The organism is Rhodococcus sp. 15-725-2-2b (assembly GCF_002259075.1).
Lineage (GTDB): Bacteria > Actinomycetota > Actinomycetes > Mycobacteriales > Mycobacteriaceae > Rhodococcoides.
This window is the reverse complement of the sequence record NZ_NPFL01000006.1, coordinates 700,734-725,181: the sequence shown is the minus strand read 5'-3', so window position 1 is coordinate 725,181 and position 24,448 is coordinate 700,734. Positions and strand designations below refer to the sequence as shown.

The window sequence follows — 24,448 nt, the reverse complement described above, 5'->3', positions numbered from 1 at the left end:
CGAGCGGGAGAACGGTCGTTCTCTGCGCATGTGAACTACAGTAGAGAACGTTGGTTCTCTCGGCAAGGGGTATGCGATGACCAGTACGGAAATCGGACGCGCACAGGTGGTGAACGCCGCGGACGCACTGTTCTACGCGCGCGGTATCCAGGCGGTGGGGATGGACGAGTTGCGTGCCAAGGCCGGTATCTCCCTCAAGCGCCTGTACACGCTCTTTCCCTCGAAAACTGCCATCGTCGCCGAGGTTCTTCGTGGTCGTACTCGGCAGTGGAACGACGGCATCAACGCCGAGGCCGCGGCCTACGAGTCACCTCGTCGGAAACTGCTGTCGATCTTCGACTTTCTGGACCACTGGTTCCGGGAGGACGACTTCCGCGGGTGCGCCTTCATCAACTCGTTCGGTGAACTGGGTACAACCATGCCCGAGGTCGCCGACGCGGCACAGCAGCACAAGAAGAACTTCATCGACTACGTCACTCGATTGGCCGTCGAAGCCGGATGCGCTCCGTCGGTGGGACTGCAGATCGCGTTGCTCGCCGAAGGTGCGCAAACCACCGCAGCCATCACCGAACTCACCGAATCTGCCACTGCAGCAAAGGCTGCGGCCGAGGTGCTGCTGGATTCGGGTAAGCAGTAGCGCAGCCCTGGTGTAGGCGGCGCCGAACGTGCCACACTCGATGCCATGACGGCATTCGGCCCCGCTGTTCCGATTCTGCGCATCTTCGACGACGTCGAAGCGCGTGCGTTCTATCTGGACTATCTGGGCTTTTCGGTCCAATGGGAACATCGATTCGAGCCGGATCTGCCGCTGTACATCCGTCTTTCGCGCGGGGACTGCACCCTGGATCTGTCCCAACACTACGGCGACGGCACTCCGGGAACCTCCGTCTGGATACCGATCACCGATGTCGCGTCCTTCAATGCCGAACTGCTCCAGAAGAACAACGCACGCAGCCGACCGGGAATCGATCACGACGCGCCGGGCGGTCCTACCATGACGGTCATAGACCCGTTCTCGAACACCCTCCGCTTCTGCCAGGTGAGTCGCTGACTCATCGAAAATCACTGACATTTGACACTGAAATCATCTGCGGGGCGTCGTTAGCGTCGACGACATGAGCAAGCTACGAATCCTCGCCGCCCTCACAGTGTCGACGTCCCCGCTGGTCGCCGGGTGCTCGTCGACCGATCAGCCGTCGACCGTCGAGCCGAGCACCACCGCACCCTCGAGCGGAACCATCGAGACCGACGACGTTCAGGCAGCATTGGACGCACTGGTCGACGCCGGTTCCGTCGCCGCGGTCGCGCAGGTACGCGACGGCGAGAGTTCGTGGTCGGGAGCCGCAGGGCTCGTCGAGCGCGACGGCACCGAGGCGGCGTCGGCCGACGACCCGGTCCGGATCGCCAGCGTCACCAAGGCGATGGTTGCGGCCGTCGTGCTGCAACTGGTCGACGAGGGGAAACTCGAGCTCGATCAGCAGGTGGACGAGTTGCTTCCCGGGGTGCTACCCAAGCCGGTGACCGTCCGCCAACTGCTCGATCACACCAGTGGGGTTCCGGACTACTTCACCGGATTCGACTCTGCGGAGCAGATTGCCGCCCGTGCGAACGACGCCGTCGCCGACGACGAGTTGATCGCGCAGGCTCTGGCCATGCCCTGGACGAGCGAGCCAGGCCAGGAGTTCAGCTACGCGAACACCAACTATGTTCTTCTCGGACGGATCGTCGCCGAACTGGACGGCAAGTCCATCGGACAAGCGTTGCAGGACAGGATCTTCGATCCTCTGGAGATGGCCGACACGACGTACCCCACCGATTCCGCTCTGGACGAGAACGCGTTGCACGGCTATGTCCTCGAGAACGGAACCTACACCGACGTCACCGATTACGACGCCGGCATCTGGTCATCCGGTGCCGCCGTGGTCTCGACCGTCGGCGACATGAACACCTTCTTCAGAGCACTCTTCGACGGCACACTGATCCCGCAGAACTTGATCGACGAGATGCAGGTCGTGACGCCGTCGACGTACGGACTCGGTCTGCTGCTGGGCGGAGACACGTGCAACCCGGGTTCGGGTGAGCTGGTGTTCGGCAACCGCGGCAACGGCTTCGGATACCGCACCTACGCGTTCTCGAGCCCGGACGGTCAGCGACAGGTATCGATGGCCTGGACCACGGCCGGTCCCAACCCGGCCGCCGATCCACTCGAACAGCCTGCCTCCGAAGCATTGATCGCCGGACTCACCTCCACCTGTCCGGCGTAGCACTCACAGCACACTCACCCAGCCGTGCACTTCGTCGCTGGTGAGCGCGGCCTGGTGACGCTTTCGCAGGGTGAGCGTCACCGGGCCCGACTCCTTCGTTCCTATTGCGCGACCGTCGATTTCGTACACCGGGGCAACTCCCGCCGAGGTGCCGCAGACGAAGACCTCGTCGGCGATGTACAGCTCGGTGAGATCGACGGTGCGCTCCTGAACCGTCAGCCCCTCTTCGCGGGCGAGCGTCAAGAGCGTCCGACGGTTGATGCCGTCGAGGATGTCACTGGTGACGTCAGGGGTGATGAGCGTTCCATTACGGACGAGGAAGATGTTCGCGGCACTGAGCTCGCAGACGTGACCGTTGATGTCGAGGAAGATGCAGTCGTCGAACCCACTGTCGATCGCATCCTGTTTGGCCAGAACAGAATTGACGTAAGCTCCGTTCACCTTGGCGCGCGAGGGAATGGCATTGTCCGGGATGCGTCGCCACACACTCGTTTTCAGACGCATTCCGTTCTGCGGAACGATGGGGGTGGCGTCGTACAGGAAGATGGACACGGTGGTGTGCAGGCCACGGACCCGAGTTCCCGGGATCGACTCGTCCACGTGGACGGTGGCCCGAACGTAGACCTCGGTCGTCGGAGCGTTGGCGGCGACCACGTCGCGCGTCGCCTGGACGAACCTCTCGAAGGTCCACTGCGACGCGAAGGTGTCGATGCCGATGATCTTGCAGGACTCGACCAGCCGCTGGTAATGGTCGAGCAACCGAAACGCGGTACGCCGATCACCGTCCACCTGCACCGGGAAGACGGTGTAGACACTGAGCCCGTACAGAACGGCCGAGGTGGCGACTCCGAGAGTCGCGTCCTGCGCGTCGACCAGACGGTCGCCGAAATACACCTTCGAGTGTGGAAGAGCCATGTGGCGATGCTAGCCGCCCATCGAATGCGGGCGACAACGGTTTTTCTTCTCTATCGTCGAGTGCATGAGCGCACGCACCGTACCGACCCGAACCCTGTGGAACGACGGCCCCGAAGTCGGTGCCATAGGCCTCGGATGCATGGGGATGACCTGGGCATACAAGGCCGACGATCAGACGCAGAGCCCTGATCGAGTGATCGGTCATGCCCTCGATCTGGGTGTGAACTTCATCGACACGGCCGATGTGTACGGGCCGTTCACCAACGAGGAAGTTGTCGGAAAAGCCATCGGGAACCGGCGTGACGAGGTGATCCTCGCGACCAAGGGCGGTCTCGTCTCCCACGTCGGCGACGCCGGTGAACCCGTCATTTCGGGCCCCAACGGCAAGCCCGATCACCTTCGGCAGGCCATCGACGATTCGCTGCGCCGCTTGGGCGTCGACCATATCGATCTGTACTACCTCCACCGTCCGGACCCAGAAGTGGACGTGGAGGACAGCATCGGCGCGATGGCCGAGGCCGTGCAGGCTGGAAAGGTGCGTGCACTGGGGGTCTCGGAGTTCAGCGTCGAGCAGCTGGATCGGGCCCAGCAGGTGCATCCGATTTCGGCGGTGCAGTCGGAGTTGTCGCTGTGGACACGCGATCACCTTGCCACGTCGCTGAAGTGGACGCAGGACAACGGTGCGGCGTTCGTCCCGTTCTCACCGTTGGGCCGCGGATTCCTCACCGGCAACTTCCGCGGAACCATCCCTGCCGCAGACGATTTCCGATCGCGATTGCCACGCTTCAGCCAGGACAACCTCGATGCGAACCTCGTGATCGTCGACGCCATCGCGGGTGTCGCCGACGACCTCGGTGCGACGCCTGCACAGGTGGCCTTGGCTTGGGTGTTGGCGCAGGGCGAGCACGTGGTGCCGATTCCCGGTACTCGACGCACGACGCGTCTCGACGAGAACGCAGGAGCGGCGACGCTGACCTTGAGCCCGGATCACCTTGCGGCACTGGACGCTCTGCCTGCACCCGCCGGTGGTCGCTATTGAGATCGTCCGCATCGACCCTGCCGCCGATCGGGGGCTCGCCGAACGGATTCTCGCGGTGCAGAAGAGTTCGTATGCAGTCGAAGCGAGACTGATCAACGACGAGCGAATCCCGCTGCTGCACGAGTCGGTGGACGATCTGTGCGCTGCGCAGGTCCACTGGCTCGTCGCGCAGGACCAGCACGGAATCCTCGGCGCTGCAGCGTGGTCCGAGGCTGAGATCGACCGCCTGGTCGTTGCTCCACACGCCCATCGGCGAGGCATCGGTAGGGCATTGGTCGGCACAATGCTGGAATCGATTGTCGCACAACGCGTGTGTGTGGCCACCGGGCGAGACAATCCACCGGCACGCACGTTGTACGAGGCCTTCGGCTTCGTGCACACCGAGGACACTCAGGTACTGCCCGGGCTGTGGCTCGCCTGCTACGAACTCGTCCGCTGATCAGAGTCAACGGCTTTGGGTCCAGCTGGCCTGTCTCCACCCGACTCGGCGAGGATCATTCCGATGTTGGAGCGGTACCGAAGATGGGCCAGCAGATTTCGGTTGCGGTGAACGCATACGGCTCCGATGGCGTTGCGCCGAGGTAGTGTTCGCGGATCGGTCCTCGGCCGCTCACCAGTCGTTCGTTCACGTACGTCCCCAGGGCCGCGTAGCTGCGGTCGATGCCCTCGTGACCGCCGGAGTGTGTGAGGACCGCGAACTGGGCCTCAGGTAGGACCTGGGCCCGGATACCGTCCGGAGGGTCCGCCGATCCTGGAGCTGCGACGAACAGCGTTGCTTCGCCCCGGGATTCGAGGAAGAGTGCCCGGTCGTACAGGCCGCCCGGCACGACCTCGGAGTCGTCGCCTGTCGCCGCTGCGACTGCATCTCGTAATTTCCCGACCGTCACCGCGAACCAACTGTCGATCTCGGCGACCTCGATGGTGGTGCCGATGGACCACACGGCGAGGGCCGGCTCGAGGCGCAGTTCGATCTCGGCGGGTGCGTGCACGGGCGAGAGTAGTTCGCGCAGCGCGCCGACGGTATCGCGAGTGTGCTGTAGCTGCATCTCCATCCGTTCGAGATGACTCGTGAGGATCGCGGTGCGGGCCGCGGCGTCGTCTGCACTCAGCAGCGCCTTGATGTCCGGGATGGACATGCCGAGCGATCGGAATCGGCGAATGATGTGTGCGTGATCGACTTGGCTGGTGTCGTAGAAGCGGTAACCGGTGTGTGCGTCGACGAGAGTCGGTTCGAGGATCCCGATCTCGTGGTAGTGGCGTAGCGCTTTTCTGCTGAGGCTGGTCATCACTGCGAAGTCGCCGATCGAGACCTGTGCGCCCATGGCGTCCTCCTGTCCGTAGCACCGTTCGCGTTGTCGGCTGGGCCCATCGTGAAGTTTCCCCCTAGGGCAAGGTCAACAGGAAGCCGGGACCGAGTGTCGGGCACGGATACCGGTGCAGACCCAGTGTTGACATTCCCCTTGGGGGAAGCATCACCGTGGGGTCATGACAACAGAATGGGATGGACTCCCGGACAACGTGAAGACGTTCATGACCGCACTCGACGCCCGACAGGGCGCGCGAGCGCTCACCGTGTTCACCGCGGACGCCGTGGTGACCGATGAGGGCCACGACCACTCCGGCCGTGACGAGATCGAGGCATGGCTGACCGCCTCGGTCAGCGAGAGCGAATACACCTACACAACAGCGTTCACCGGGGCGACCGCGACCGGCTCGACAGTCGACGTCGTGCAGCACCTGGAAGGCAACTTCCCCGGGGGAGTCGTCGACCTGCACTACCGCTTCACGCTGGACGGCGCGCTGATCGACCGCTTGGTGATCGAGCCATGAGCAAGCGATGGTTCATCACCGGTGGCACACCGGGCGGCTTCGGCATGGCCTACGCCGAGGTGGCGCTGGAGGCGGGAGACCGCGTGGTACTCACCGCCCGGCGTCCGGCGGAACTGACGTCGTGGGCCGACCAGTACGGTGACCGCGTTCTCGTCGTGCCCATGGATGTCACCGCCGCGGAACAGGTTGCACGAGCAGTACGAACAGCCGAAGAGCACTTCGGCGGTATCGACGTGCTGGTCAACAACGCCGGCCGCGGCTGGTACGGATCGATCGAGGGAATGAGCGAGACCTCGATACGGGCGATGTTCGAGCTGAATTTCTTCGCCGTACTGTCCGTGACCCGCGCAGTGCTACCAGGTATGCGCGCCCGCGGAAGCGGGTGGATCGTCAACGTGTCCTCGGTGGCCGGACTCGTGGCGGCAGTCGGATTCGGCTACTACAGCGCCACGAAATACGCGATCGAGGCCGTCACCGATGCACTGCGCCAGGAGGTCGCCGAGCACGGCATCTCCGTGTTGGCGGTCGAACCAGGGGCGTTCCGCACGAACGCGTACGCCGGATTCGCCGAAGAGCCGGTCGCGGAGGTGATTCCGGAGTACCACGACATGGTGCAACAGGTGCGGGCCGCCTTCGTCGACATGAACGGGGTGCAACCGGGAGATCCGCATCGCGGTGCCCATGCGGTGATCGCAGCGATGACCCAGGACCCGCCACCACGCCGACTGATCCTGGGCAACAGCGGGTACGACGCCGTCATCGACGCGTTGGAACAGAACCTGAGCGACATACGATCGAACGAGACACTCTCTCGTAGTGCGGATTTCCCCGCATAGCGGGACCGCCGAAGCAACGTACGACACCGAGCATCCGGCGCATCCGGGCCTGAATGTTGCTCGGATGGCGACGGATTCGAGGGTGGGCGTCGACCGGAGCCACCCGGCGTAGCTCACCTTCGCGACGAGACGGATCGAGACTGTTCCGAGTGGTGGCTGAGCTACCGTCTCGGGTATGGCTTCTGCCGGTGGTGCCGTCACTGTCCTGCTGTCCTTGGTGGCGTTACTGTCGATCGCCCGTGACCGCACCATGGGCTATCGGCCGAAGCTGGCATGGACATTCGTAGTGGTGGTCCTGCCGATCATCGGGCCGATCCTGTGGTTCGTAGTCGGCAAGCGCTATCCCTACGGACCGAGCGGCGGCAACAGATGACAGTTCAATATCCAGTCGCGTTGCGCAGGTCGATGTTCACCAGATGACTCACCTGGTCGCGTAGCCACTCCACGGTCTGCGGATCGGGCACGGGCGGGTGGCCCAACAGCGTCCAGCGCAACCGGGTTTCTGGAGTCAGGTCGAACTGAACGAGGACGCCGGGGAGGCTCGGCCACGGCGAACTCCACACAACGCGGTCGAACTCGCTGCTCTCGACGATTCGAGGCAGAGCGGTACCCTCGAACATCACCGGCCAGGCGAACCCCTGGTTCTTCGGATGCACATCTGGGCGCATGAGCGCCTTCCACACGAAGCGGACCGGCGGCGACAGTACTGCCGTCCTGCTCGCGAGAACCATCATGAACCCACCGTACGCAACTGCTTTCGACGATTCCTGCCTGGAGCTGGGTCGATCTCCCGGCTTACAGCACGCCGCCCGTCCGGACGTACGCGCACGCTCGACATGGCCGCGCGTTGCGCTGGCTCCAGGCAGGGCTGTGCCCCGAGACTGGTTCGGACCGTCAGGCGGGTTGTCGTGGTTCTTCGTCGCCGGTGTCGTTGTGGTTGTGGTTGTGCTGGTCGGGTGGGTAGAGGACTTCTTCTGGGTGGTGGGCGTGATTGATCAGGCCTCGGCGTTTTGGGTCCATTCCGGTGGGTGGGTGCCACAGGGTGCGGCCCGGGTACCGGTGTCCTGCTCCGGTTTTGGTGGTGGCCCATGTGCCGGGTCCGGTGCCGACGAGTGCGTGGTGCATGTCGCAGCCGAAGGTCAATCCGTCGATGTCGGTGTTGCCGCCGGTGTTCCAGTCGGTGACGTGGTGGGCTTGGCACCAGGTTGCGGGGCGGGTGCAGGAGGGGAAGCTGCAGCCGCGGTCTCGGGCGATGAGCACGATGCGTTGGTCGGCGGAGGCGATGCGTTTGGATCGGCCGAGGTACAGGGCTCGGCCGTGGTCGTCGAAGATGGTCAGGTAGTGGTGGGCGTGCGAGGCCATGCGGATCGCATCGCGGATCGACACGCGTGATCCGGTGGCGGTCATGGCGTAGCCGCAGCCGGATTCGAGGTCTTTGAGGGTCATGGTGACGATGGCGGTGACGGGTAGTCCTCGGTGGGTGCCGAGTGTCCCGCAGGCCAGGGTGTGCCGGAGCGCGAGTTTGAGGGCGTCGTGTTGGCGTTCGCGTTGGGTGCGGATATCCCGCGCGGCGGCAGCGTCGCGCGTTGCAGTCTTGTCCTGCGCTGCCGTGTTCGGGCCTGCATCGTCGCCGTCGCCGTCGCCGTCGGTATCGGTTTCGGATTCGGAGTCGGCAATGTCGTCGGGTTCGGCTGTGTCGTCGTGTCCTGTGCCGCAACCGCAACCGCAGTCGATGCCGTCGCCGCACCGGCCGTCACCGTCGCATGGACCGTCGCCCCACAGTCCCGCATCGCTCGTCGGACCATCGTCCGGCTGTGGGTGCGGTGGGGTGTCGGTATCGCGGACACCACCCGATGGAGGCGAATCCGGTTCGGTGGCTGCAGGGTCGGGTCGCGCACCGTCACTCTCGGCACCAGGGGTCGTGCTGTCCTTGCCGCCGGAAGTGCTGTCGGTCTCGTCGGTCTCTTCATGGACGACGGACGTCGGGTCGGCGGGGTTGTTCACTCCCGGTTTCGCGGCTTTGGAGAACAAGGCTTCGAGGTAGGCCCGTAGTTCGGGGTCGACGCAGAATTTTCCTTCGGACATTCCGTCGGCACCCTGCTCACCGAGGTAGAAGAACGCATCCCTGCGTTTCGGTGGTCTCGGTGGCTTCCCGTCCTCGTCCTCGTCCTCGTCGTGGTCGCCGTCGGGATTGAGGATCGAATCCAGGTGCGCCACCAACGGTGCGAAATCGTCGGGTCGCCTGGTCGAGGCGTAGCCCGCCAGTTGCTCGTCGGCGAGCTCGCGCGTCTGCGGATCGACATCCCGGGGCAGATGGCGGAAGAACTCGCGGATCATCTGCACATGCTTGGCATCGAGCAACCCCGCCCGCAACGCAGCAGCAGTGTGCGGCAGCAGCGAAGGCAGCACTTCCCCGGAGAAGGCGGTGCGGTCACCCAACTCGGCAGCCAGACGGACCCGTGCTCCTGCTGCTCGTGGGGTGATCCGCAGCATCCACGCCACCGACGACGGCAACGATCCCGGGTATACATCGAGGCCGTGCTGAGAGATGAGTTCGTTGAGCCAGGTGTACGAGTGCGCCGTCAGCGACCTGGTCGCCGTTTCCATCCGCTGAACCACCGCGCGCCGGTCCGCGTTCGTCCACGACACCGACGCCTGCCCGGCCAACTCCGCGATCGCGGATTCAACTCGGTCGACCAACACAGACAAGTCGGGATCGGACACCTCAGGGGCGGGCGGCACCGTCTCGATGCCGTCCACCCCTGATCCGCCGTCCCCCGAAAGCATGCACAGAATCTATCGCGACCCACCGACAAACTTTCGAACAGACGTTCTCCGTATGGCCGTACCGCAGATCGGTAGCGTGGTGACATATGCATTGGAGCGGTTCGCGGGCTGAGGCTCTGTATCGACCGGAACGAGTAAGGACACACAATGACCGTGCGGGCGTCCAGCGATCCTTCGGCCGCCGACTGGCTCGTTCAAGCAGAGCGCGATTGGTGGGACCTCGCGGTCCGAGGTCCGCTGGGGTACCCGAGCTATGCGCGGCTACGGTTCATTCCCGATCCGACGTACCCCGGTCAGCGTGAGGGCGAAGCAGACGCTCCGTACGACGAGCGTTCGGAGACCGAACAATTGGCGACAGTCGTCGCTACGCTGTCGAAGCACACGACCAAACCGGAGGACTGCTACTTCTGCGTATGGGAAGGCTGGGGCGGACTCGAGGTTCATGGTGCCGCGCGAATTGCCCTCCCGGAACGGGAAGCGTTTCTGTTCAGGGGACCTGCCCTGGACTTACAGCAGTGGGAGCAGGCACTCGATCCCCCGGGTCCCGAAGGATTGCCGATTCCCTCGTTCGTCTGGCCCGGCGACCGCTCCTGGTGCATTGCAAACGACGTCGACCCTCACTTCGCCACCATCGGTGCCAGCTCAGCGGCGATCGAGGACGTTCTCGCGGACCCTCGAGTCGACACTGTCATCGACGATCCTGCCAGACCACAACCTTGGTACAGCCATTGAATACCGACGGCACAGAATGGTTGAACGACGATCTGCAGCAGGATGTCTCGGACGCAAGGTGGGTGAACGATGGTCTGAAGGTCGTCCCCCAAACTACGGTGGGCTCGCTGGTCCCCACAATGTTCGACGCCTATGCCCGCGTCCAGTACCCGCTACGCGACTCCGGACACGTTGCACGCTGGCACGTTCAGCAGACAGCCATCATCGAAGTACTCGCTCGAAGCACAAATGCACCGAACGAATGCTGGTTCGCCGTCTGGGAAGGCAACACCGCGCTCAACGACATTCGCGAGATGGCACCGACCGCGAACATCGCCGGTTACAACTACTTCCTGTTGAGAGGACCGGTCTCGCGCGCAACCGACACGCTCAGAGGACTCTCACCGAATCTGTGGTGGCCCGCCGACCACGCATGGTGCGTGGCTCAGCACTTCGACTTCCCGTGCGCATATCTCGGCAGTAGCGCGGAGACCATCGCGGACATTCTCGCGCTCACCGGGATCGAATCCTCGCCGGTCGGCGTCGAACAAATCACCACTGCATGCCACGACGAGAACGACTAGCCACCCGACCGGAAAATCTCGACCACCGACGCCGCGTCAGAATTGCGCCCTCGGCGCACCCATACCCGGGTCGATTTGGAACGGTCCGCTCGCAGAGGGCGCTATCGGGAAATCGAAGATCGCCGTGGGGATGTACACGGTGGCACAGGAGTTCGGAATGTCCACCACCCCGGACAGGCGTCCTTCGATCGGAGCCGATCCCAGTAGCAGGTACGCCTGCTCGGGGCTGTAGCCGAACTTGGTGAGGTAGTCGATCGCGTGCATGCATGCGTTCTGGTACGACAGGTCGGAATCCAGATACTTCTGCTCACCGTCGACGGTCACCGAAATGCCCGAGAAGGCAATCCATTCCGAGTACTGCGGCGCAGTGTTTCCGGGCATGAAGATCGCGTTCTCGCTCACCCCATAGGTTTCCATACCGCCCTTGATCAGGTCGACGTGCAGGTCCATGAAGCCACCCATCTCGATGGCACCGCAGAACGTGATCTCCCCGTCACCCTGCGAGAAGTGCAGATCACCGAAGGACAACTTCGCGCCCGGCACGAACACCGGATAGAAGACGCGGGTTCCTTTGGTGAGGTTCTTGATGTCCTGATTTCCACCGTTCTCCCGGGGCGGCGCTGTGCGTGCGGCTTCACCTGCGACACGGGTGAATTCGTCGCCGCTCAAGGAACCGAGGATTGCACCGTCGAGCTCGGGTGCAAGGGCCAGTGGCGGAACCCGATTGGGATCTGTCGCGATCAACGCACCTTCACGGGCGTTCCACTTCGCCAGCAGGGCAGCCGACGGCGCGGTCCCCATCAGCCCGGGATGGGTGATGCCGGTGTACTTCACGTGCGGCACGTGGCGAGATGTGGTGGTCTGACCGGAAAAGTCCCAGATCGCCTTGTACGCATCGGGGAATCGATCGGTGAGAAATCCGCCTCCGTTCTGCTTGGCGAAGATCCCCGTGTAGCCCCAACCCTGACCGGCCAGCGGACCCGAATCCTCCTGCGGTATCGGACCCACGTCCAGGATGTCGACGATCAGCAGGTCACCGGGCTCTGCACCCTCGATGTGGAAGGGCCCTGACAGTGTGTGCACGTTGTTGAGCGGCGCATTCAGGATGTCCTCGGCGGAATCGTCGTTGTGGATGGCCCCGTCGAACCATTCGCGACAGTGGGCCCGAAAGGACGTACCGGGTTTGACTGTGACCGCCGCCGGGATATCGGGATGCCATCGGTTGTGGCCGACGACCTCCTGTTCGGTGAAACTCTTCGTCGAGTCGAGCGGAAACAGCAGTTCGGGCACGAGGCACCTCCGGTTGCGCGGATTCTCCTGCCTCGATCATTGCACCGTCACGGTCCATCCGGTCGGATATGGCATGTAAACCTTGTATGACGTTGTGCCGGAACGTTGCTGATGCGCCACATCGCGCTACTCTCGAATGCGTGCCCACCTACAGCTTCCGCTGCGCGCGACGATGCGCCCCCGTCGAGCAGAGATTCTCCATGGCGGACGCGCCGTCCGAGGTGACGTGCCCGGAGTGCGGTGACGCGGCCCCACGACAGATCTCCTCGCCTGCTCTCGGACGTGGGAACAGCGCTGCGATGAAGGCACACGACGCCTCGCGCGCCACAGCGGACACACCTGCCGTGGTCTCGTCTCTACCTCCGGCCGGCAGATCCGCAACAAGGACCACGTCCAATCCACTGCATCGCCGCCTGCCGCGCCCCTGACGACTCCGCGTTTCCCTTTCGCTACGACAGGGAAGTCCGACGCCATGCCCACGATTCCAGCTCCCCCGTCGATTGCCGACGGCTCCACCACCGAGGACGTCGTCGACTGGGTCGCCGAGCATCTGGGGGATCTGACTCGCGAGGGTCCGGATGCCATCACGGCCGGCGGCATTCGCGGCGGGCAGTCCGCTGCTGATACCGCGCTGGCCGGACTCGACATCACCGGATATGCGCGCGATCGCAGCACCGTTCTACCGGTGAATCGCCGAGGCGCAAGCCGCATGTCGCCGTACATCCGACACGGGCTGCTGACGCTGCGGGAGGTATGGGACGCGGTCGCCGACGCTCCCCCACGCGACCGTTCCCGCTATCGCGACGAACTGATGTGGCAGGAATACGCGCGTCATCTCTACGCGCGCACCGGATCCGATCTCGGTCGTTCGCTACGCCGTGAGCAGCCGCGACCCCAGGGCTGGACCGCGCAGCCGTGGCCCGAGGAGATGAACTGCATGTCCTCGGTGGTGGGTGAATTGCACCAGGACGGCTGGCTGGTCAACCAAACCCGCATGTGGCTCGCCTCCCAGTGGGCAGTCCGTGCCGGGGCGACGTGGCGCGACGGCGAAGACGAGATGTTCGCCCATCTACTCGACGGCTCCCGCGCAGCCAACCGCCTCGGCTGGCAGTGGACCGTCGGTACCGGAAGCGGCAAGGTCTACGGATTCAGCCGGTGGCAGGTGAACAAGCGAGCACCGTCCCTGTGCCGCAACTGCGCATTGAAAGATGCGTGCCCCATCGAGAATTGGCCCGACGACGAGCTCGGCCCGGCGGTCGACGGTCCCGACCTGAACAAGGCACCGATTCCCGCCGGCCCCGCCCATGCGGAAGGCACTGGCGCAGAACAGGTGTGGATAACGGCAGAGTCACTCGGCACCGCAGACCCGGCACTGGCCGCCGACACCGATCGACCCGCGGTGTTCGTCTTCGACGAGCCGCTCCTGCGGAAACTCAGGCTCTCCGGCAAGAGGCTGGTCTTTCTCGCCGAGACGCTCGGCGAGATCGCGTCGACCCGCCCGTTGGAGGTACGTCGCGGCAGAGTGTCCGACGAGCTCTCCGGACGCTCCTTGGCTACCACCTGGGCACCCGTTCCCGGCTTCTCCCGCATCGCCGACGCCATAGCCCCGGTCGAGTTGCATCCGTGGCCGTGGCTGTTCCGACCCACCACATCCTCGGTACGGTCGTTCAGCGCGTGGCGACGCAGTCATTGAACGGCGGTCCTCGACCGGAGCTATCTCCGCAGCACCGAAATCCGGCCTTCTTCACTGCTGACCGATACCGACCTCGGAGAACTCGGATCGTCGACGACGTCGATCTCGACATCTCCCTTCTCCGACGTCGCCTCGACGTCGTACAACTCGGCCGGCGGGAGTTCGATCATGCTGTCGCCCTGTATGTTCTGCACACGTAACGAATCCGGCGGCAGCCTGGAATCAACGGCGACCCGACCGAACGTCGTGTCCACCTCCAGTGCCGACACGGCCGCATCGGTGATGTCCACGTCACCGAATCGTGTTGTTATGTTCAGGGTTCCGGCAGATCCCCGAGAGATCACCGAACCCGCCGAGGTGGACACCGATGTCTGCGCGTCGACGTCGACGAGCTCGACATCGGCTGTGGTGCCATCGATATCGAGTGTCAGGCCCGACGGTATCCGTAGTTCGAGACCTATGTCGCAACTGCTGCGCTTCCGGTAGGAGCATTCCACAGCGATGTTCGACCCGTCGTCACTGATGTCGACGGTCGGAGTGTCGCCTCGATAGGAACCGTCGGCCCGCACGTGCACCTCCGAGTCGGGACTCATGGACACCGACACGTGGGCGAAACCGGTCGTGAGCGAGAGATTCTTTCCGGTGATCGCTGCGTCGGTGGCGTAGTCGAACGACTGCATCTTGGGCATGGTGAATCCGTAGGCAATCGTGGCCGTCGTCGCCGCACCCGCCACGCCCACGACAGCTATGGCGACCGACACCGCAACGACGTTGCGCCACAATGACTTCTTCACTGAATCGCTCCCAGATATCGTAGGACGGCCATGACGCGGCGGTGATCGGCACTGTCTCCGAGTAGCCCGAGCTTGGCGAAGATGTTTCCGATGTGCTTCTCCACGGCAGCTTGACCGACCACCAATGCAGCGGCGATTCCGGCGTTCGACTTGCCTTCGGCCATGGCGGTCAACACGTCCCGCTCCCGCGGGGTCAGCGAATCGAGTGGATCCGACCGTGGGGCCCGCGCCAGGATCTGCTGCACCACCTCGGGATCGATGACGGTTCCACCGGTCGCAACGGCGCGCACCGCATCGGCGAACTCGTCCACGTCGGCCACCCGGTCTTTCAGAAGGTATCCGACGCCGTCCGTGCTCTGCCGGATGAGTTCGGCTGCGTACCGTTCCTCCACGTACTGAGAGAGCACGAGAACTCCTACAGCGGGCCACCGTTGGCGAATGACCAGCGCTGCGCGCAGACCTTCGTCCAGGAAGGTCGGCGGCATGCGTACGTCGATCACGCACACGTCGGGAAGCGGATCGGCAGCGGACATGGCCGCGAGCAGTTCCGACGCATCGGACACCTTCCCGATCACGTCTGCTCCGGTATCGATCAGCAGGCGAGCCACACCCTCTCGCAACAGAACCGAATCGTCGGCGATGATCACTCGCACGGGATGCTCACCTCGAGCCGCGTCGGGCCGCCGGACGGCGACGTGATGGACATGGTTCCGTCGATTCCGCTGAGCCTGTCCTCGAGCCCGGCCAGACCGCCCCCCGGTGCCGGATGCGCTCCCCCACAACCGTCGTCGACCACCGTCACTCGTACGGCGGACTCGACTTTCGAGACATCGACTCGGACGTGGGCGGCCTTCGCGTGCTTGCTCACGTTGGTCAGGGCCTCGGAGACGACGAAGTAGACCGTCGACTCGACCGTCGCGTCCGGGCGTCGATCACCGGAAAGGGCGGGGTCGATACGAACAGTGACCGGTACCGCACACAACGCCGCGACGGACGACAGAGCGGCGTCGAGACCGCGGTCGGTCAGAATCGGCGGATGCAGACCGCGCGTGAGGGTACGGATCTCGCCGATCGCGTTCTTGGCCTCCCGGTGGGCATCGTCGAGCAGTTCTTTCAGTACCGCATCGTCCGTCGCCGAGGCGCGCGACTTCGCCTGCCCCAGTGACATTGCCACCGATACCAAACGCTGCTGGGCCCCGTCGTGCAGATCGCGTTCGATGCGGCGGCGTTCGGCATCGGCAGCGTCGACGACGCGAGCACGACTCACCGTCAATTCGTCGACCCGCCTACTGGATTCGGATCGGCCGAGAAGGGCTGCGGCACTCCACCAGTCGAGCCGCGCCAGAGCTGTGAGCAGCAGTGGAACCCCCGCGACGAAGGTCACCAGCGAGGCGAAGCCGACCAGCGCGACGAACGGATAGCCCACCCGATCTCCGATTTCGAGCTGATTACCGACCGGGTTCGTCACGATCCAGGCGACCGGTGCCGCCGCCAGAACCGGCAGGACCACGAACAGCGCCGGCAGCAAGAACAGCAGAACGGCCGAGACCGGAATCCGAAGGAGCCAGTAGCAGAACGATTTCCACAATCCGATATCGCGGAGGCACCAGATGAACCTGCGCCAACTGGTCGGGTACACGGTCGGTTCTGGGCCCTCGATGGAAATTCCACCGGTAAAACCGATTCCGGCACGCGCTGCACGGTCCATCCACCGGAGCGCCACTATCGTCAGCGCGAAGACGAGCACACCACTGAGCGCAAACGGCAATGCGCACACCGCCAGTACCAGCAGTCCCAGGATCATCCAGCCGCCGAGCCCGGCGACCGTCGATGCCAGCAGCGACGCCACCGCCAGCCACCAGTTCGGCGAGATCCATGCCCTGAGCGGATTCAGGGGAATCGGTAGTGCCTCGTTCATGCGGATCAGCCTAAGTCGGGTGTCGTCGGCTTGTCCGCACTGTGAACCCACGGCCCGAGGTAGGGCCAGCCCTACCGTCGGTCCGTGGGTCGATCGTGGTGTTTTCCGCGGTCCGGACGACAAGATTCGACAGGTATGAACCTGAACATCCTCGATGTGGACCGGTTGTCGTCCGTGCCCGTGTGGGTCGTCTTTGCCGTCGTCTTCGCACTGCTGGCATTCGAGTCTGCGTCGTTGCTCGGTCTTTTCACACCGGGAAACAGCGTGCCGATCACGCTCGGGGTGCTGACGTCGATCGGTGTGGTGCCGTGGCTGCCTGCCGTCGTCACCGCGGCGGTGGCGTCGAGCATGGGTGCGCAGTGGGCGTTCTGGCACAGTCGCCGCACCGGCACCGTGTTGGGTCTCGGACGAGCGGAGTCGGCGCTGCCTGCCGCGGTGATGAGGGTCGTGCTCGGGCTGACCACACAGGCGCGATCGAGGCCGCGCGCTGTCGCCTTCGTCGGACACCTCATCGGGGGTATCCGCACCATCACGCCCCGGCTGGTCGCGACGTCCTCACTGCGGCACCGCGAGTACACGGCGCTCAGCCTGCTGGCCGCAGTCGTGTGGGCGGGTGTACTGGTGTCGGTCGGAGCGTGGCTGGGTGACCGGACGGTCATCAGGACCGCGCTCGGATACGCCTGGATTCCGGCTCTGACCATCATGGCTGCTACCCAGCTCAGGCGTCGAACACGCTCGTCTTCTCCCGAACTTGTCGGAGCCCGGTGATATCAAGGAGGTAGAGAGATACGACAGAAAGGGATTCGCATGTCCGCACGCTTCGATACCTGCAACGGCACACTCGTGATCCACGCGGTCGGCGGTGCGGAGTGCACGGAGCCGGACTGCGTGGATCTCGAGTACGTACGTCACTTCCTGGTGCTCGAATGCGAGGAAGTCACCGGCGGTTGCCAGTGCACCGCCCTCGTGGAGTTCGCTCAGGCGTCCTGACGTCGAACCACCGGCTGCTGCAGTTCGGTCACCCAATTCTCCTGCGGCTGCGGCTCGGACACCAGGTAGAACTCGCGGCAGATGCCAGAGAGTTCGTAGCCGTTCGCCTCTATCCATGCGATGAACTGCTCCCAGGTTTCGCTGATCGTGGCCATCGAACCGTGGTGGACGGTGGTCACCGCGAACTCGACGGGCGGTAGCTCGCGCACCTCGTAGCCCTCACCGCCCACGACCTGGGGTTCCACCTCGAATGCGGCATGCACGGTGACGCCGCTGCCGTCTCCGTCGTCGACGGCCTCGTACATGGCGATGGACGACGGTCCGAACGTTACGCCGTGCCCGGCGAGTGTCCGGGCGAGCCGGGCGTACATCGGACCGATGATCGGTCCGATGTTCTGGGGGCCGAAGCCAGCGGCGGTCTCGGTGAGAACGGCAATACGGGTGGCCGGCAACGACTTGGTGTCCACGGTGATCATCGAAATCCCTTCGGTGTGGGAGAGTCGCGCTTCGATGCGGCGCAGGCGAGCGGCGTCGAGATCGAGCCGACGAGCGACATCATCGCGCTTGGCCGTGAGCATCTCGCGTAGCCGATCGTCATCGACCTGGCCGTGCACGATCTGTGTCACCTCGTCGAGCCTGAACCCGAGGTCCTTGAACATCAGAATGCGTCCCAGAACCTCGAACTGCGAACCGTCGTACGAGCGATACCCCGTGAACGGATCAACCCGCGCCGGCGTCAACAACCCGATCTCGTCGTAATGCCGAAGCATACGAACCGACACCCGGCCGATCGATGCGAACTCTCCAATGCTGAACATGACCCTCCGAGGTTCTCGTCTCACACAGTGTGAGGGTCAAGCGCAGGAAGCCGGAAGCGAACCACCGACCCGATGCAGTCGACTTGCTCGCCTCCGGCACGCTCCAGAGTCGCTATCGAGGCCGCGTTGCTCACCTCGCAGACTGCCGTTACCCGGGTCATGCCCATGCCCGCGGCGAGCGTCAGCACCTCGCGTACCGCCCACGATGCAACTCCCCGACCTCGTTCGGACGGGCGAACCCCGTAGCCGATGTGCCCGAGACGGGCGGCGAACTCATTGCTGTCGTGTCTGAGCGCGATGCCGCCCAGGACTCGTTCGCCCGCCACGATCCAGCGGTACGTGCACTCCGTATCGTCTCGAAGCCGCTCGATCCAATCCGAAAAGCCCTGTGCGGACGCGACATCATCGTCAGCCGTCAACCCGAATCCGTCCTCGTGAAACCCCGGCCCCCATTCGGCGTGCGAATCCCTCCACGCAGCAGCGAGTTCACCGGAGGGAACGACGAGGTCCACGGGCAGACGGTAACACCGGCGTCAGACCCGACGCATGGTCGGTGGTGGCGTCGTTGCCACCAGCGACAGAACTACCACCGCCGATCCGGCGGCCGTTCATCCTGGGCTGATGGAACCGAGGAAGGAGGTAGTCCAGATCGCCGAATTGGCCGAGCCTGCAGCATCGTTCGTCGGAACCAGACCGTTGAGCGTCACCTGGCCACCGGTCAGGCCGAGAGCCGGCTGCGGCGGCAGGGTGAAGCCACAGGACTGCTGTACGGTGCCCGGTTCGATGGGCAGATCGGTACGACGGCACTGCCCGGTGGACGTGGCCGTGAGCGCAGGCGTGACGCCGTAGCTGGTGATGCTCAGCGATGCGCCGAAATCCGGAGTCGACGGGTTCTGATAGCAGATCGATGCGGTGGCGGCCACGTCCGCGGACGGCTCGGTCGATGCCGCGCCAGTGGCAGCGTCCACGGACACGGCGTGGATCTCGGTGGTGCGCACGCCACCCGGACATGCGGGAGTGCTTCCGTTCGAAACCGAGTTCACCTCGCGTCCGACGCTGTACTTCACCGACCCGGTCGGTTGCGGTGCTCCTGCAACGGGTTCCGGCACGGGGGCAGTGCCGTCACCGAGTGTGTAGAGGGTCCACAGCGAGCCGGTGCGACCGTCCGGCAGGCGAAGCGGGTTGACGATGGAGTTGCTGGTCGCGACGCCGTCGACGACCCCGGAATCGTTGGGGTTCACTCGCATCACACAATCGACGGCCGCGCGTCCGGGCGAACCGATCAGGAACTCGAGTCCGCACGGGCCGTACATGGAGAGCGTGCCGAGGCCGGGAGCCGTCAGAGCACCCCACTGATCCAGGAAGGCCTGACCGTCGAGCAGGGGCCCGTCGCACACGTAGATCGGTCCGACGTTCTGGGCCGTCGGGTTCTGCAGAAAGCCCGTCGACGGATCGTTGGTGAAGGTGTACATCCGTGCGTCGAGCCGTTCCACCACGGTCAGCGAACGCGGGGAGCCGAAGTAGTCGTTGCACGCAGCGTTGTCCTCGGCGGTGGGGCGCTGACCACTGTCGACGGTACGGAAGACGCTGAAGCTACCCGGCCCGTCGTCGATGGACCCCATGATGGTCGCTGGTGCCTGGCTCGGCGCAGGATCCGCCGAGACCGTGGCGATCGGACACAATGCGACCGCCACTGCAGACACCACGACGCCGCGCAACCACTTCTTCGACACGTGTTCCCCCGGAACATCTGGATCCGCAATCGGTGCAGATCGGACTCACCCCGCCGAGGACAGTAGCGCAACAGACGTTGAGAAGCGAGAGTTGGAGGACCACAGCGGTAGCTGAGACTTCGCCGGAAACTTCCAACCCGGCGGTACGACACGGCTAGGGTTCGACCTGCGCACTCACCGACCGAGGAGAGACTTCATGAACAAGCGTCTGGCATCGTATTCGGTTGCAGTACTTGCTGCTTCCACATTCTTCGTGGCCCAACCCACCGGTGTGGCGAACGCTGCCCCGTGCTCGGATGTCGACGTGGCCTTCGCCCGTGGAACCGCGGAGTTCCCCGGCCTCGGTATCACCGGCGGGCCGTTCGTCGATCGGCTGAAGTCGGAGTTGTCGGACCGCTCGATCAGTACGTACGCGGTGAACTACGCGGCCGACGTCACACAGGCCAGCGCCGGACCGGGATCACGGGACCTCGTCGAACACCTCACGTCCGTCGCAGCGTCGTGCCCGTCGACGACGTTCGTGATCGGGGGATACTCACAAGGGGCCACCGTGGTGACCAACGCTGTGGGTCTGCGGACCAGCAGCAGCAACACCGGAGCCGTCATCCCGGCGGAGATCGCCGACCGCATCGACGCGGTGGTGGTGTTCGGCAACCCGCTCGGGCTCCGCGGCAGCAAGATCGAGACCGCCAGCGCCACGTACGGCCCGCGCACGCAGAGTTTCTGCACGGTCGGCGACCCGGTGTGCCAGATCGGCAGCTTCGATGTTCTCGCGCACCTTCGGTACGCAATCGACGGATCCACCACCGCCGGTGCCCAATTCGCAGCGGCTCGAGTTCGTAGCTGACCCGATCTCAGCGGCGCAGGTTCAATCCCGTCGTGGTCGAGAAGTAGTGGGCCGCCTCGGCGCGAGGGGCGATGCGGAGGACATCGCCCTGCGACGGGGTGGCGATGTCGGGGATTCGCGCGATGATCTGCGCCCCGACGGTACCGAGGTTCGACGCGTCCTCGACGGTCCGGCCGTAGATGTAGGCGTCCGCGCCGAGTTCCTCGACGACGTCGACGACGATGTCGGTACCGGAGTCGGAAAGCGTCCACGCTTCCGGTCGGACGCCCATCGTGACGCGGCTGCCGTCGATTCGATCGGAGATCGTGCGCTCGATGGGCACCGACAGCGATCCGAGCTTCGCGGCACCGGCGACGACGTCCACCTCGAACAGATTCATCGCGGGCGATCCGATGAATCCTGCGACGAATGCGTTGACCGGGTGCTCGTAGAGCTCCTTGGGGCTGGCGCACTGTTGCAGCACACCGGCTTTCATGATGGCGACGCGATCACCCATGGTCATGGCTTCGACCTGATCGTGGGTGACGTACACGGTGGTGGTGCCGAGCCTGCGCTGCAGCAGCGAGATCTGAGTGCGGGTCTGCACGCGGAGTTTGGCATCGAGGTTGGACAGCGGCTCGTCCATGAGGAACACCTGCGGATTGCGCACGATCGCGCGGCCCATCGCGACTCGCTGCCGCTGACCACCGGAGAGCGCCTTGGGTTTACGGCCCAGATAGTCGGTGAGATCGAGGATCTTCGCAGCCTCCTCGACGCGTCGGCCCACCTCGGACTTGTCCATTCCGGCGATCTGCAGCGCGAAACCCATGTTCTTGGCGACGGTCATGTGCGGGTACAGCGCGTAATTCTGGAACACCATCGCGATGTCGCGCTCCTTGGGCGCGAGTGACGTGACATCCCGGTCTCCGATCTTGATGGCACCGTAGTCGACGTCCTCCAGACCGGCGAGCATCCGCAGTGAGGTGGACTTACCGCAACCGGAAGGCCCGACGAGCACCAGGAATTCGCCGTCCTCGATGGCGAGGTCCAGCGATTCGACTGCCGCGACGTCCGATCCCGGGTATAGCTTGGTGGCTCCTTCGTACGTGACCTGTGCCATGGGAGAGCTCCTTTGTGTGGGTTAGAAGAATCGATGCGCGGAGCCGGCGGGCTCGGCAGTGAGAAAGGTGGGTTCCGGCAGTCCGGATCGTGCTGCACTGGAGGCGATCTCGTTCGCCACGGTCTCGACGAGTTCCGAGGGCACCAGCGCAATGGCCGATCCGCCGAATCCGCCGCCCGTCATCCGAGCGCCGTACGCGCCTGCCCTCAGGGCCGCGTCGACAGCGCTGTCGAGTTCGGGAGAACTGACCTCGTAGTCGTCACGCAACGACCTGTGCGATGCCGTCATCAACTCACCGAGCTCGGCACCTGCTGCACCGCGGTCGAGGAGTTCGGCAGCCTGCTCCACGCGCCCGATTTCACTGATGACGTGGCTGACTCGGGCGATCAACGTCTCGTCGCCGAGTCCCGAGACCGCCCGCTCGAGATCCAGACCTCGTAACGTCGTCACCCCCAACTCGGCGTACGCCGTATCCAGGGCGGCGCGCCGGGCTCCGTACTGACCGTCGACCAGACGGTGCGGGGCGTTGGTGTCGATCACCAGCAAGCGCGTTCCCGACGTGGCCAGATCGAGGGGGATCTGACGCGTCGAACCGTCCAGGCAGTCGAGCAGCAGCGCGTGTCCCACCTCGGCCGACATCGCGATGTTCTGATCCATGCCGCCCGTCGACGCGCCGGCGATCTCGTTCTCGGCGCGAATACTGGCGTCGATCAGCACCTTTCGGTCGAGCCGAAGACCGAACAGATCGTCGAGCGCGAGGGCGAACGAGCATTCCAGCGCCGCCGAGCTCGACAGCCCCGAACCCACCGGCACCGAGGAATGCACGGCCACGTCGACTCCGCCGACTCCATGCTCACCGAGTGCCCAGGACACTCCCGCCACATAAGCCGCCCAACCCGACGGGGTGCCCGGACCGATCTCGTCGAGCTCTCCGGTCCACGACTGCTCGGTGTGCGTCGACACGGCCCGCACGGTCGTGTCCTCGCGGCGACGCACGGCCACCGCGGTGGCATACGGCAGCGCGAAGGGCAACACCAGTCCCCCCGCGTAATCGATGTGTTCACCGATGAGGTTGACGCGACCCGGAGCGATCCAGACGCCGTCGGGTTCACCGCCCAGTGCACTGCGGAACAGCGCGGCGGCACCGTCGGCGAGATCCTCGTCGGCAATCACGTCGAGCCAGTTCACGCGAGCACCTCGCGCATCCGGTCTGCGATCCGCTCGGGAGTGGTGTCGTTGATCCAGGCCCCCATCGCAGATTCCGATCCGGCGAGGAACTTCATCCGACCAGGTGAGCGCATCATCGAGAACAGTTGCAGATGCAGGCGTCCCAGTTCGCGATCGGCTCCGACAGGGGCCTGGTGCCACGCCGCGATGTACGGCACCTCGTCGACGCCCTCGAAGAACGCGTCGACTCCACGCAACAGATCCCGATAGACCACGGCCAGCTCGTCCCGCTCGGCACCGCTCAACTCGGCGAGATCTGCAACGTCGCGACGCGGAGCGAGATGTACCTCGACCGGCCACCGCGATGCTGCAGGCACGTACGCAACCCAATGCTCGGCATCGACGACGATGCGTCGCCCCGAACGCAGCTCGGCGGCCAGCACATCGGCCAGCAGAACCCGGCCCGTGCTCTCGAAGTGCTTGCGAGACTGACGAATCAGCGCATCGGTGCGCGGCGGCAGGTACGGGTACGCGTAGATCTGACCGTGCGGGTGGGTCAGGGTGACGCCGATCTCCTTACCCCGGTTCTCGAAGCAGAACACCTGCTGGACACCGGGGATCGCGGACAATGCGGTGGTGCGATCGGCCCAGACGTCGATGATGGTGCGGACGCGAGAGAGCTCCAGCGCGACGAAGGATGTATCGGGGTCACTCGCGAAGCAGATCACCTCGCACCGCCCGGTGCCGGGGGCCATCGGCCACAGCGCTTCGCCGTCCACCTCGCTCGGAAGTGATTGCTGCGCTGCCGTTTCGGACAGGGACGGGAAGCGGTTCTCGAACACCACCACGTCGTAGTCGGCCGCCGGAATCTCCGTGGCCGGACGGTCCGGTCGGCTCGGTGCCAACGGCGACGCGTCGGCCGGCGGCAGGAACGTGCGGTCCATTCGCTGCGCCGCGATGACGATCCATTCCCCGGTGAGGACGTCGAATCGCATCTGCGACTGGGACATCGACGGTGAGAGGGCCCGGGTATCGACCAGATCGCGGGTGGCTCCACCGGAGAGATAGGGCTCGGTGTCGTCGTAGTAGATCAGCTCACGGCCGTCGGCCAAGGTGGTCGACGTCTTGCGCAT

Annotated in this window: 29 protein-coding genes; 15 read left to right on the top strand and 14 right to left on the bottom strand. The window is 64.6% G+C overall.

All coding sequences use genetic code 11. The features are described 5' to 3' along the window. Positions 1–76: 76 nt before the first annotated feature. The 3 genes from CH306_RS09295 (at position 77) to CH306_RS09285 (ending at position 2,264) form a co-directional block, all read left to right on the top strand. The gene (locus CH306_RS09295; RefSeq protein ID WP_032397375.1) at positions 77–637 is read left to right on the top strand and encodes a TetR/AcrR family transcriptional regulator; all 561 of its coding nucleotides are present in this window, start codon (positions 77–79) and stop codon (positions 635–637) included. 45 nt (positions 638–682) lie between these two features. Continuing rightward, positions 683–1,051: a glyoxalase superfamily protein gene (locus tag CH306_RS09290; protein ID WP_094646340.1), complete on the top strand. Its 369-nt coding sequence runs from the start codon at positions 683–685 to the stop codon at positions 1,049–1,051. A gap of 64 nt (positions 1,052–1,115) precedes the next feature. Further along, positions 1,116–2,264, top strand: a complete 1,149-nt coding sequence (locus CH306_RS09285; protein WP_094646339.1) for a serine hydrolase domain-containing protein — start codon at positions 1,116–1,118, stop codon at positions 2,262–2,264. A gap of 3 nt (positions 2,265–2,267) precedes the next feature. On the opposite strand, the gene CH306_RS09280 is transcribed toward CH306_RS09285, so the two are convergent. Next, positions 2,268–3,179 (bottom strand): aminotransferase class IV, encoded by a 912-nt coding sequence (locus tag CH306_RS09280; protein ID WP_032397101.1) that lies wholly within the window; start codon positions 3,177–3,179, stop codon positions 2,268–2,270. A 64-nt stretch (positions 3,180–3,243) separates the two neighbouring features. Between CH306_RS09280 and CH306_RS09275 the strand changes: the two genes are divergently transcribed. Further along, complete coding sequence (locus CH306_RS09275) at positions 3,244–4,218, top strand: aldo/keto reductase (protein ID WP_094646338.1); 975 nt, start codon at positions 3,244–3,246, stop codon at positions 4,216–4,218. Next, positions 4,205–4,657, top strand: a complete 453-nt coding sequence (locus tag CH306_RS09270; protein WP_179272799.1) for a GNAT family N-acetyltransferase — start codon at positions 4,205–4,207, stop codon at positions 4,655–4,657. The genes CH306_RS09275 and CH306_RS09270 overlap by 14 nt, the downstream gene beginning before the upstream one ends. A gap of 55 nt (positions 4,658–4,712) precedes the next feature. Here CH306_RS09270 and CH306_RS09265 read toward each other — a convergent pair whose 3' ends face one another. After that, positions 4,713–5,540 (bottom strand): MerR family transcriptional regulator, encoded by an 828-nt coding sequence (locus tag CH306_RS09265; protein ID WP_094646336.1) that lies wholly within the window; start codon positions 5,538–5,540, stop codon positions 4,713–4,715. A gap of 163 nt (positions 5,541–5,703) precedes the next feature. On the opposite strand from CH306_RS09265, the gene CH306_RS09260 reads away from it, so the two are divergent. The 3 genes from CH306_RS09260 to CH306_RS09250 all read left to right on the top strand — a co-directional run bounded on the left by CH306_RS09260 (position 5,704) and on the right by CH306_RS09250 (position 7,257). Beyond that, entirely contained in the window at positions 5,704–6,048 is a 345-nt protein-coding gene (locus CH306_RS09260; RefSeq protein ID WP_179272800.1) for a nuclear transport factor 2 family protein, read from the top strand. Beyond that, positions 6,045–6,884, top strand: a complete 840-nt coding sequence (locus CH306_RS09255; protein ID WP_094646335.1) for an SDR family NAD(P)-dependent oxidoreductase — start codon at positions 6,045–6,047, stop codon at positions 6,882–6,884. The genes CH306_RS09260 and CH306_RS09255 overlap by 4 nt, the downstream gene beginning before the upstream one ends. 175 nt (positions 6,885–7,059) lie before the next feature. Next, positions 7,060–7,257 (top strand): PLD nuclease N-terminal domain-containing protein, encoded by a 198-nt coding sequence (locus tag CH306_RS09250; protein ID WP_094646334.1) that lies wholly within the window; start codon positions 7,060–7,062, stop codon positions 7,255–7,257. 4 nt (positions 7,258–7,261) lie between these two features. Here CH306_RS09250 and CH306_RS09245 read toward each other — a convergent pair whose 3' ends face one another. Beyond that, positions 7,262–7,618 (bottom strand): hypothetical protein, encoded by a 357-nt coding sequence (locus CH306_RS09245; RefSeq protein ID WP_094646333.1) that lies wholly within the window; start codon positions 7,616–7,618, stop codon positions 7,262–7,264. A 160-nt stretch (positions 7,619–7,778) separates the two neighbouring features. Beyond that, a complete protein-coding gene (locus CH306_RS09240) occupies positions 7,779–9,671 on the bottom strand; it encodes an HNH endonuclease signature motif containing protein (RefSeq protein ID WP_094646332.1) in 1,893 nt (630 codons plus the stop codon). A gap of 147 nt (positions 9,672–9,818) precedes the next feature. Between CH306_RS09240 and CH306_RS09235 the strand changes: the two genes are divergently transcribed. Both CH306_RS09235 and CH306_RS09230 read left to right on the top strand, forming a co-directional pair. After that, positions 9,819–10,403 carry a hypothetical protein gene (locus CH306_RS09235; RefSeq protein WP_094646331.1) on the top strand — a complete coding sequence of 195 codons (585 nt, stop codon included), beginning with the start codon at positions 9,819–9,821 and terminating at the stop codon, positions 10,401–10,403. 62 nt (positions 10,404–10,465) lie between these two features. After that, a complete protein-coding gene (locus tag CH306_RS09230; protein ID WP_143545373.1) occupies positions 10,466–10,966 on the top strand; it encodes a hypothetical protein in 501 nt (166 codons plus the stop codon). 36 nt (positions 10,967–11,002) lie between these two features. Here the strand turns inward: CH306_RS09230 and fmdA are convergent, their stop codons facing one another. After that, on the bottom strand, positions 11,003–12,256 hold the full coding sequence (fmdA, locus tag CH306_RS09225; protein WP_094646329.1) for a formamidase: 1,254 nt from the start codon (positions 12,254–12,256) through the stop codon (positions 11,003–11,005). 68 nt (positions 12,257–12,324) lie between these two features. On the opposite strand from fmdA, the gene CH306_RS29835 reads away from it, so the two are divergent. Both CH306_RS29835 and CH306_RS09215 read left to right on the top strand, forming a co-directional pair. After that, positions 12,325–12,684, top strand: coding sequence for an FmdB family zinc ribbon protein (locus CH306_RS29835; RefSeq protein WP_373453505.1), 360 nt, complete (start codon positions 12,325–12,327; stop codon positions 12,682–12,684). Between the two features lie 44 nt (positions 12,685–12,728). Beyond that, a complete protein-coding gene (locus CH306_RS09215; protein WP_094646328.1) occupies positions 12,729–13,949 on the top strand; it encodes an FAD-binding domain-containing protein in 1,221 nt (406 codons plus the stop codon). A 20-nt stretch (positions 13,950–13,969) separates the two neighbouring features. Here the strand turns inward: CH306_RS09215 and CH306_RS09210 are convergent, their stop codons facing one another. From CH306_RS09210 to CH306_RS09200, 3 genes are read right to left on the bottom strand one after another with little or no spacing between them, the layout of a single operon-like run. Beyond that, on the bottom strand, positions 13,970–14,743 hold the full coding sequence (locus CH306_RS09210; protein ID WP_094646327.1) for a DUF4097 family beta strand repeat-containing protein: 774 nt from the start codon (positions 14,741–14,743) through the stop codon (positions 13,970–13,972). Next, positions 14,740–15,396, bottom strand: coding sequence for a response regulator transcription factor (locus CH306_RS09205; RefSeq protein ID WP_094646326.1), 657 nt, complete (start codon positions 15,394–15,396; stop codon positions 14,740–14,742). The genes CH306_RS09210 and CH306_RS09205 overlap by 4 nt, the downstream gene beginning before the upstream one ends. Next, positions 15,387–16,661, bottom strand: a complete 1,275-nt coding sequence (locus CH306_RS09200) for a sensor histidine kinase (RefSeq protein WP_094646325.1) — start codon at positions 16,659–16,661, stop codon at positions 15,387–15,389. The genes CH306_RS09205 and CH306_RS09200 overlap by 10 nt, the downstream gene beginning before the upstream one ends. A 135-nt stretch (positions 16,662–16,796) precedes the next feature. Between CH306_RS09200 and CH306_RS09195 the strand changes: the two genes are divergently transcribed. Both CH306_RS09195 and CH306_RS09190 read left to right on the top strand, forming a co-directional pair. After that, positions 16,797–17,429 (top strand): DedA family protein, encoded by a 633-nt coding sequence (locus CH306_RS09195; protein WP_094646324.1) that lies wholly within the window; start codon positions 16,797–16,799, stop codon positions 17,427–17,429. Between the two features lie 39 nt (positions 17,430–17,468). Further along, complete coding sequence (locus tag CH306_RS09190; RefSeq protein ID WP_032397091.1) at positions 17,469–17,651, top strand: hypothetical protein; 183 nt, start codon at positions 17,469–17,471, stop codon at positions 17,649–17,651. On the opposite strand, the gene CH306_RS09185 is transcribed toward CH306_RS09190, so the two are convergent. From CH306_RS09185 to CH306_RS09175, 3 genes are all read right to left on the bottom strand, one after another. Beyond that, entirely contained in the window at positions 17,639–18,469 is an 831-nt protein-coding gene (locus tag CH306_RS09185) for a MerR family transcriptional regulator (protein WP_094646323.1), read from the bottom strand. The genes CH306_RS09190 and CH306_RS09185 overlap by 13 nt on opposite strands. Positions 18,470–18,489: 20 nt before the next feature. After that, the gene (locus CH306_RS09180) at positions 18,490–18,981 is read right to left on the bottom strand and encodes a GNAT family N-acetyltransferase (RefSeq protein ID WP_179272801.1); all 492 of its coding nucleotides are present in this window, start codon (positions 18,979–18,981) and stop codon (positions 18,490–18,492) included. A gap of 96 nt (positions 18,982–19,077) precedes the next feature. Continuing rightward, a complete protein-coding gene (locus CH306_RS09175) occupies positions 19,078–20,202 on the bottom strand; it encodes a hypothetical protein (RefSeq protein ID WP_094646321.1) in 1,125 nt (374 codons plus the stop codon). A 196-nt stretch (positions 20,203–20,398) separates the two neighbouring features. Here CH306_RS09175 and CH306_RS09170 point away from each other — a divergent pair, with 196 nt between their 5' ends. Next, complete coding sequence (locus tag CH306_RS09170; protein WP_094646320.1) at positions 20,399–21,049, top strand: cutinase family protein; 651 nt, start codon at positions 20,399–20,401, stop codon at positions 21,047–21,049. 7 nt (positions 21,050–21,056) lie between these two features. Here CH306_RS09170 and CH306_RS09165 read toward each other — a convergent pair whose 3' ends face one another. Genes CH306_RS09165 through galT form a run of 3 tightly spaced genes read right to left on the bottom strand, consistent with a single transcriptional unit; the run spans position 21,057 to position 24,448 of the window. Then, complete coding sequence (locus tag CH306_RS09165; RefSeq protein WP_094646319.1) at positions 21,057–22,148, bottom strand: ABC transporter ATP-binding protein; 1,092 nt, start codon at positions 22,146–22,148, stop codon at positions 21,057–21,059. A 21-nt stretch (positions 22,149–22,169) separates the two neighbouring features. Then, entirely contained in the window at positions 22,170–23,336 is a 1,167-nt protein-coding gene (gene galK, locus CH306_RS09160) for a galactokinase (protein WP_094646318.1), read from the bottom strand. After that, positions 23,333–24,448, bottom strand: coding sequence for a galactose-1-phosphate uridylyltransferase (galT, locus tag CH306_RS09155; RefSeq protein ID WP_094646457.1), 1,116 nt, complete (start codon positions 24,446–24,448; stop codon positions 23,333–23,335). The genes galK and galT overlap by 4 nt, the downstream gene beginning before the upstream one ends.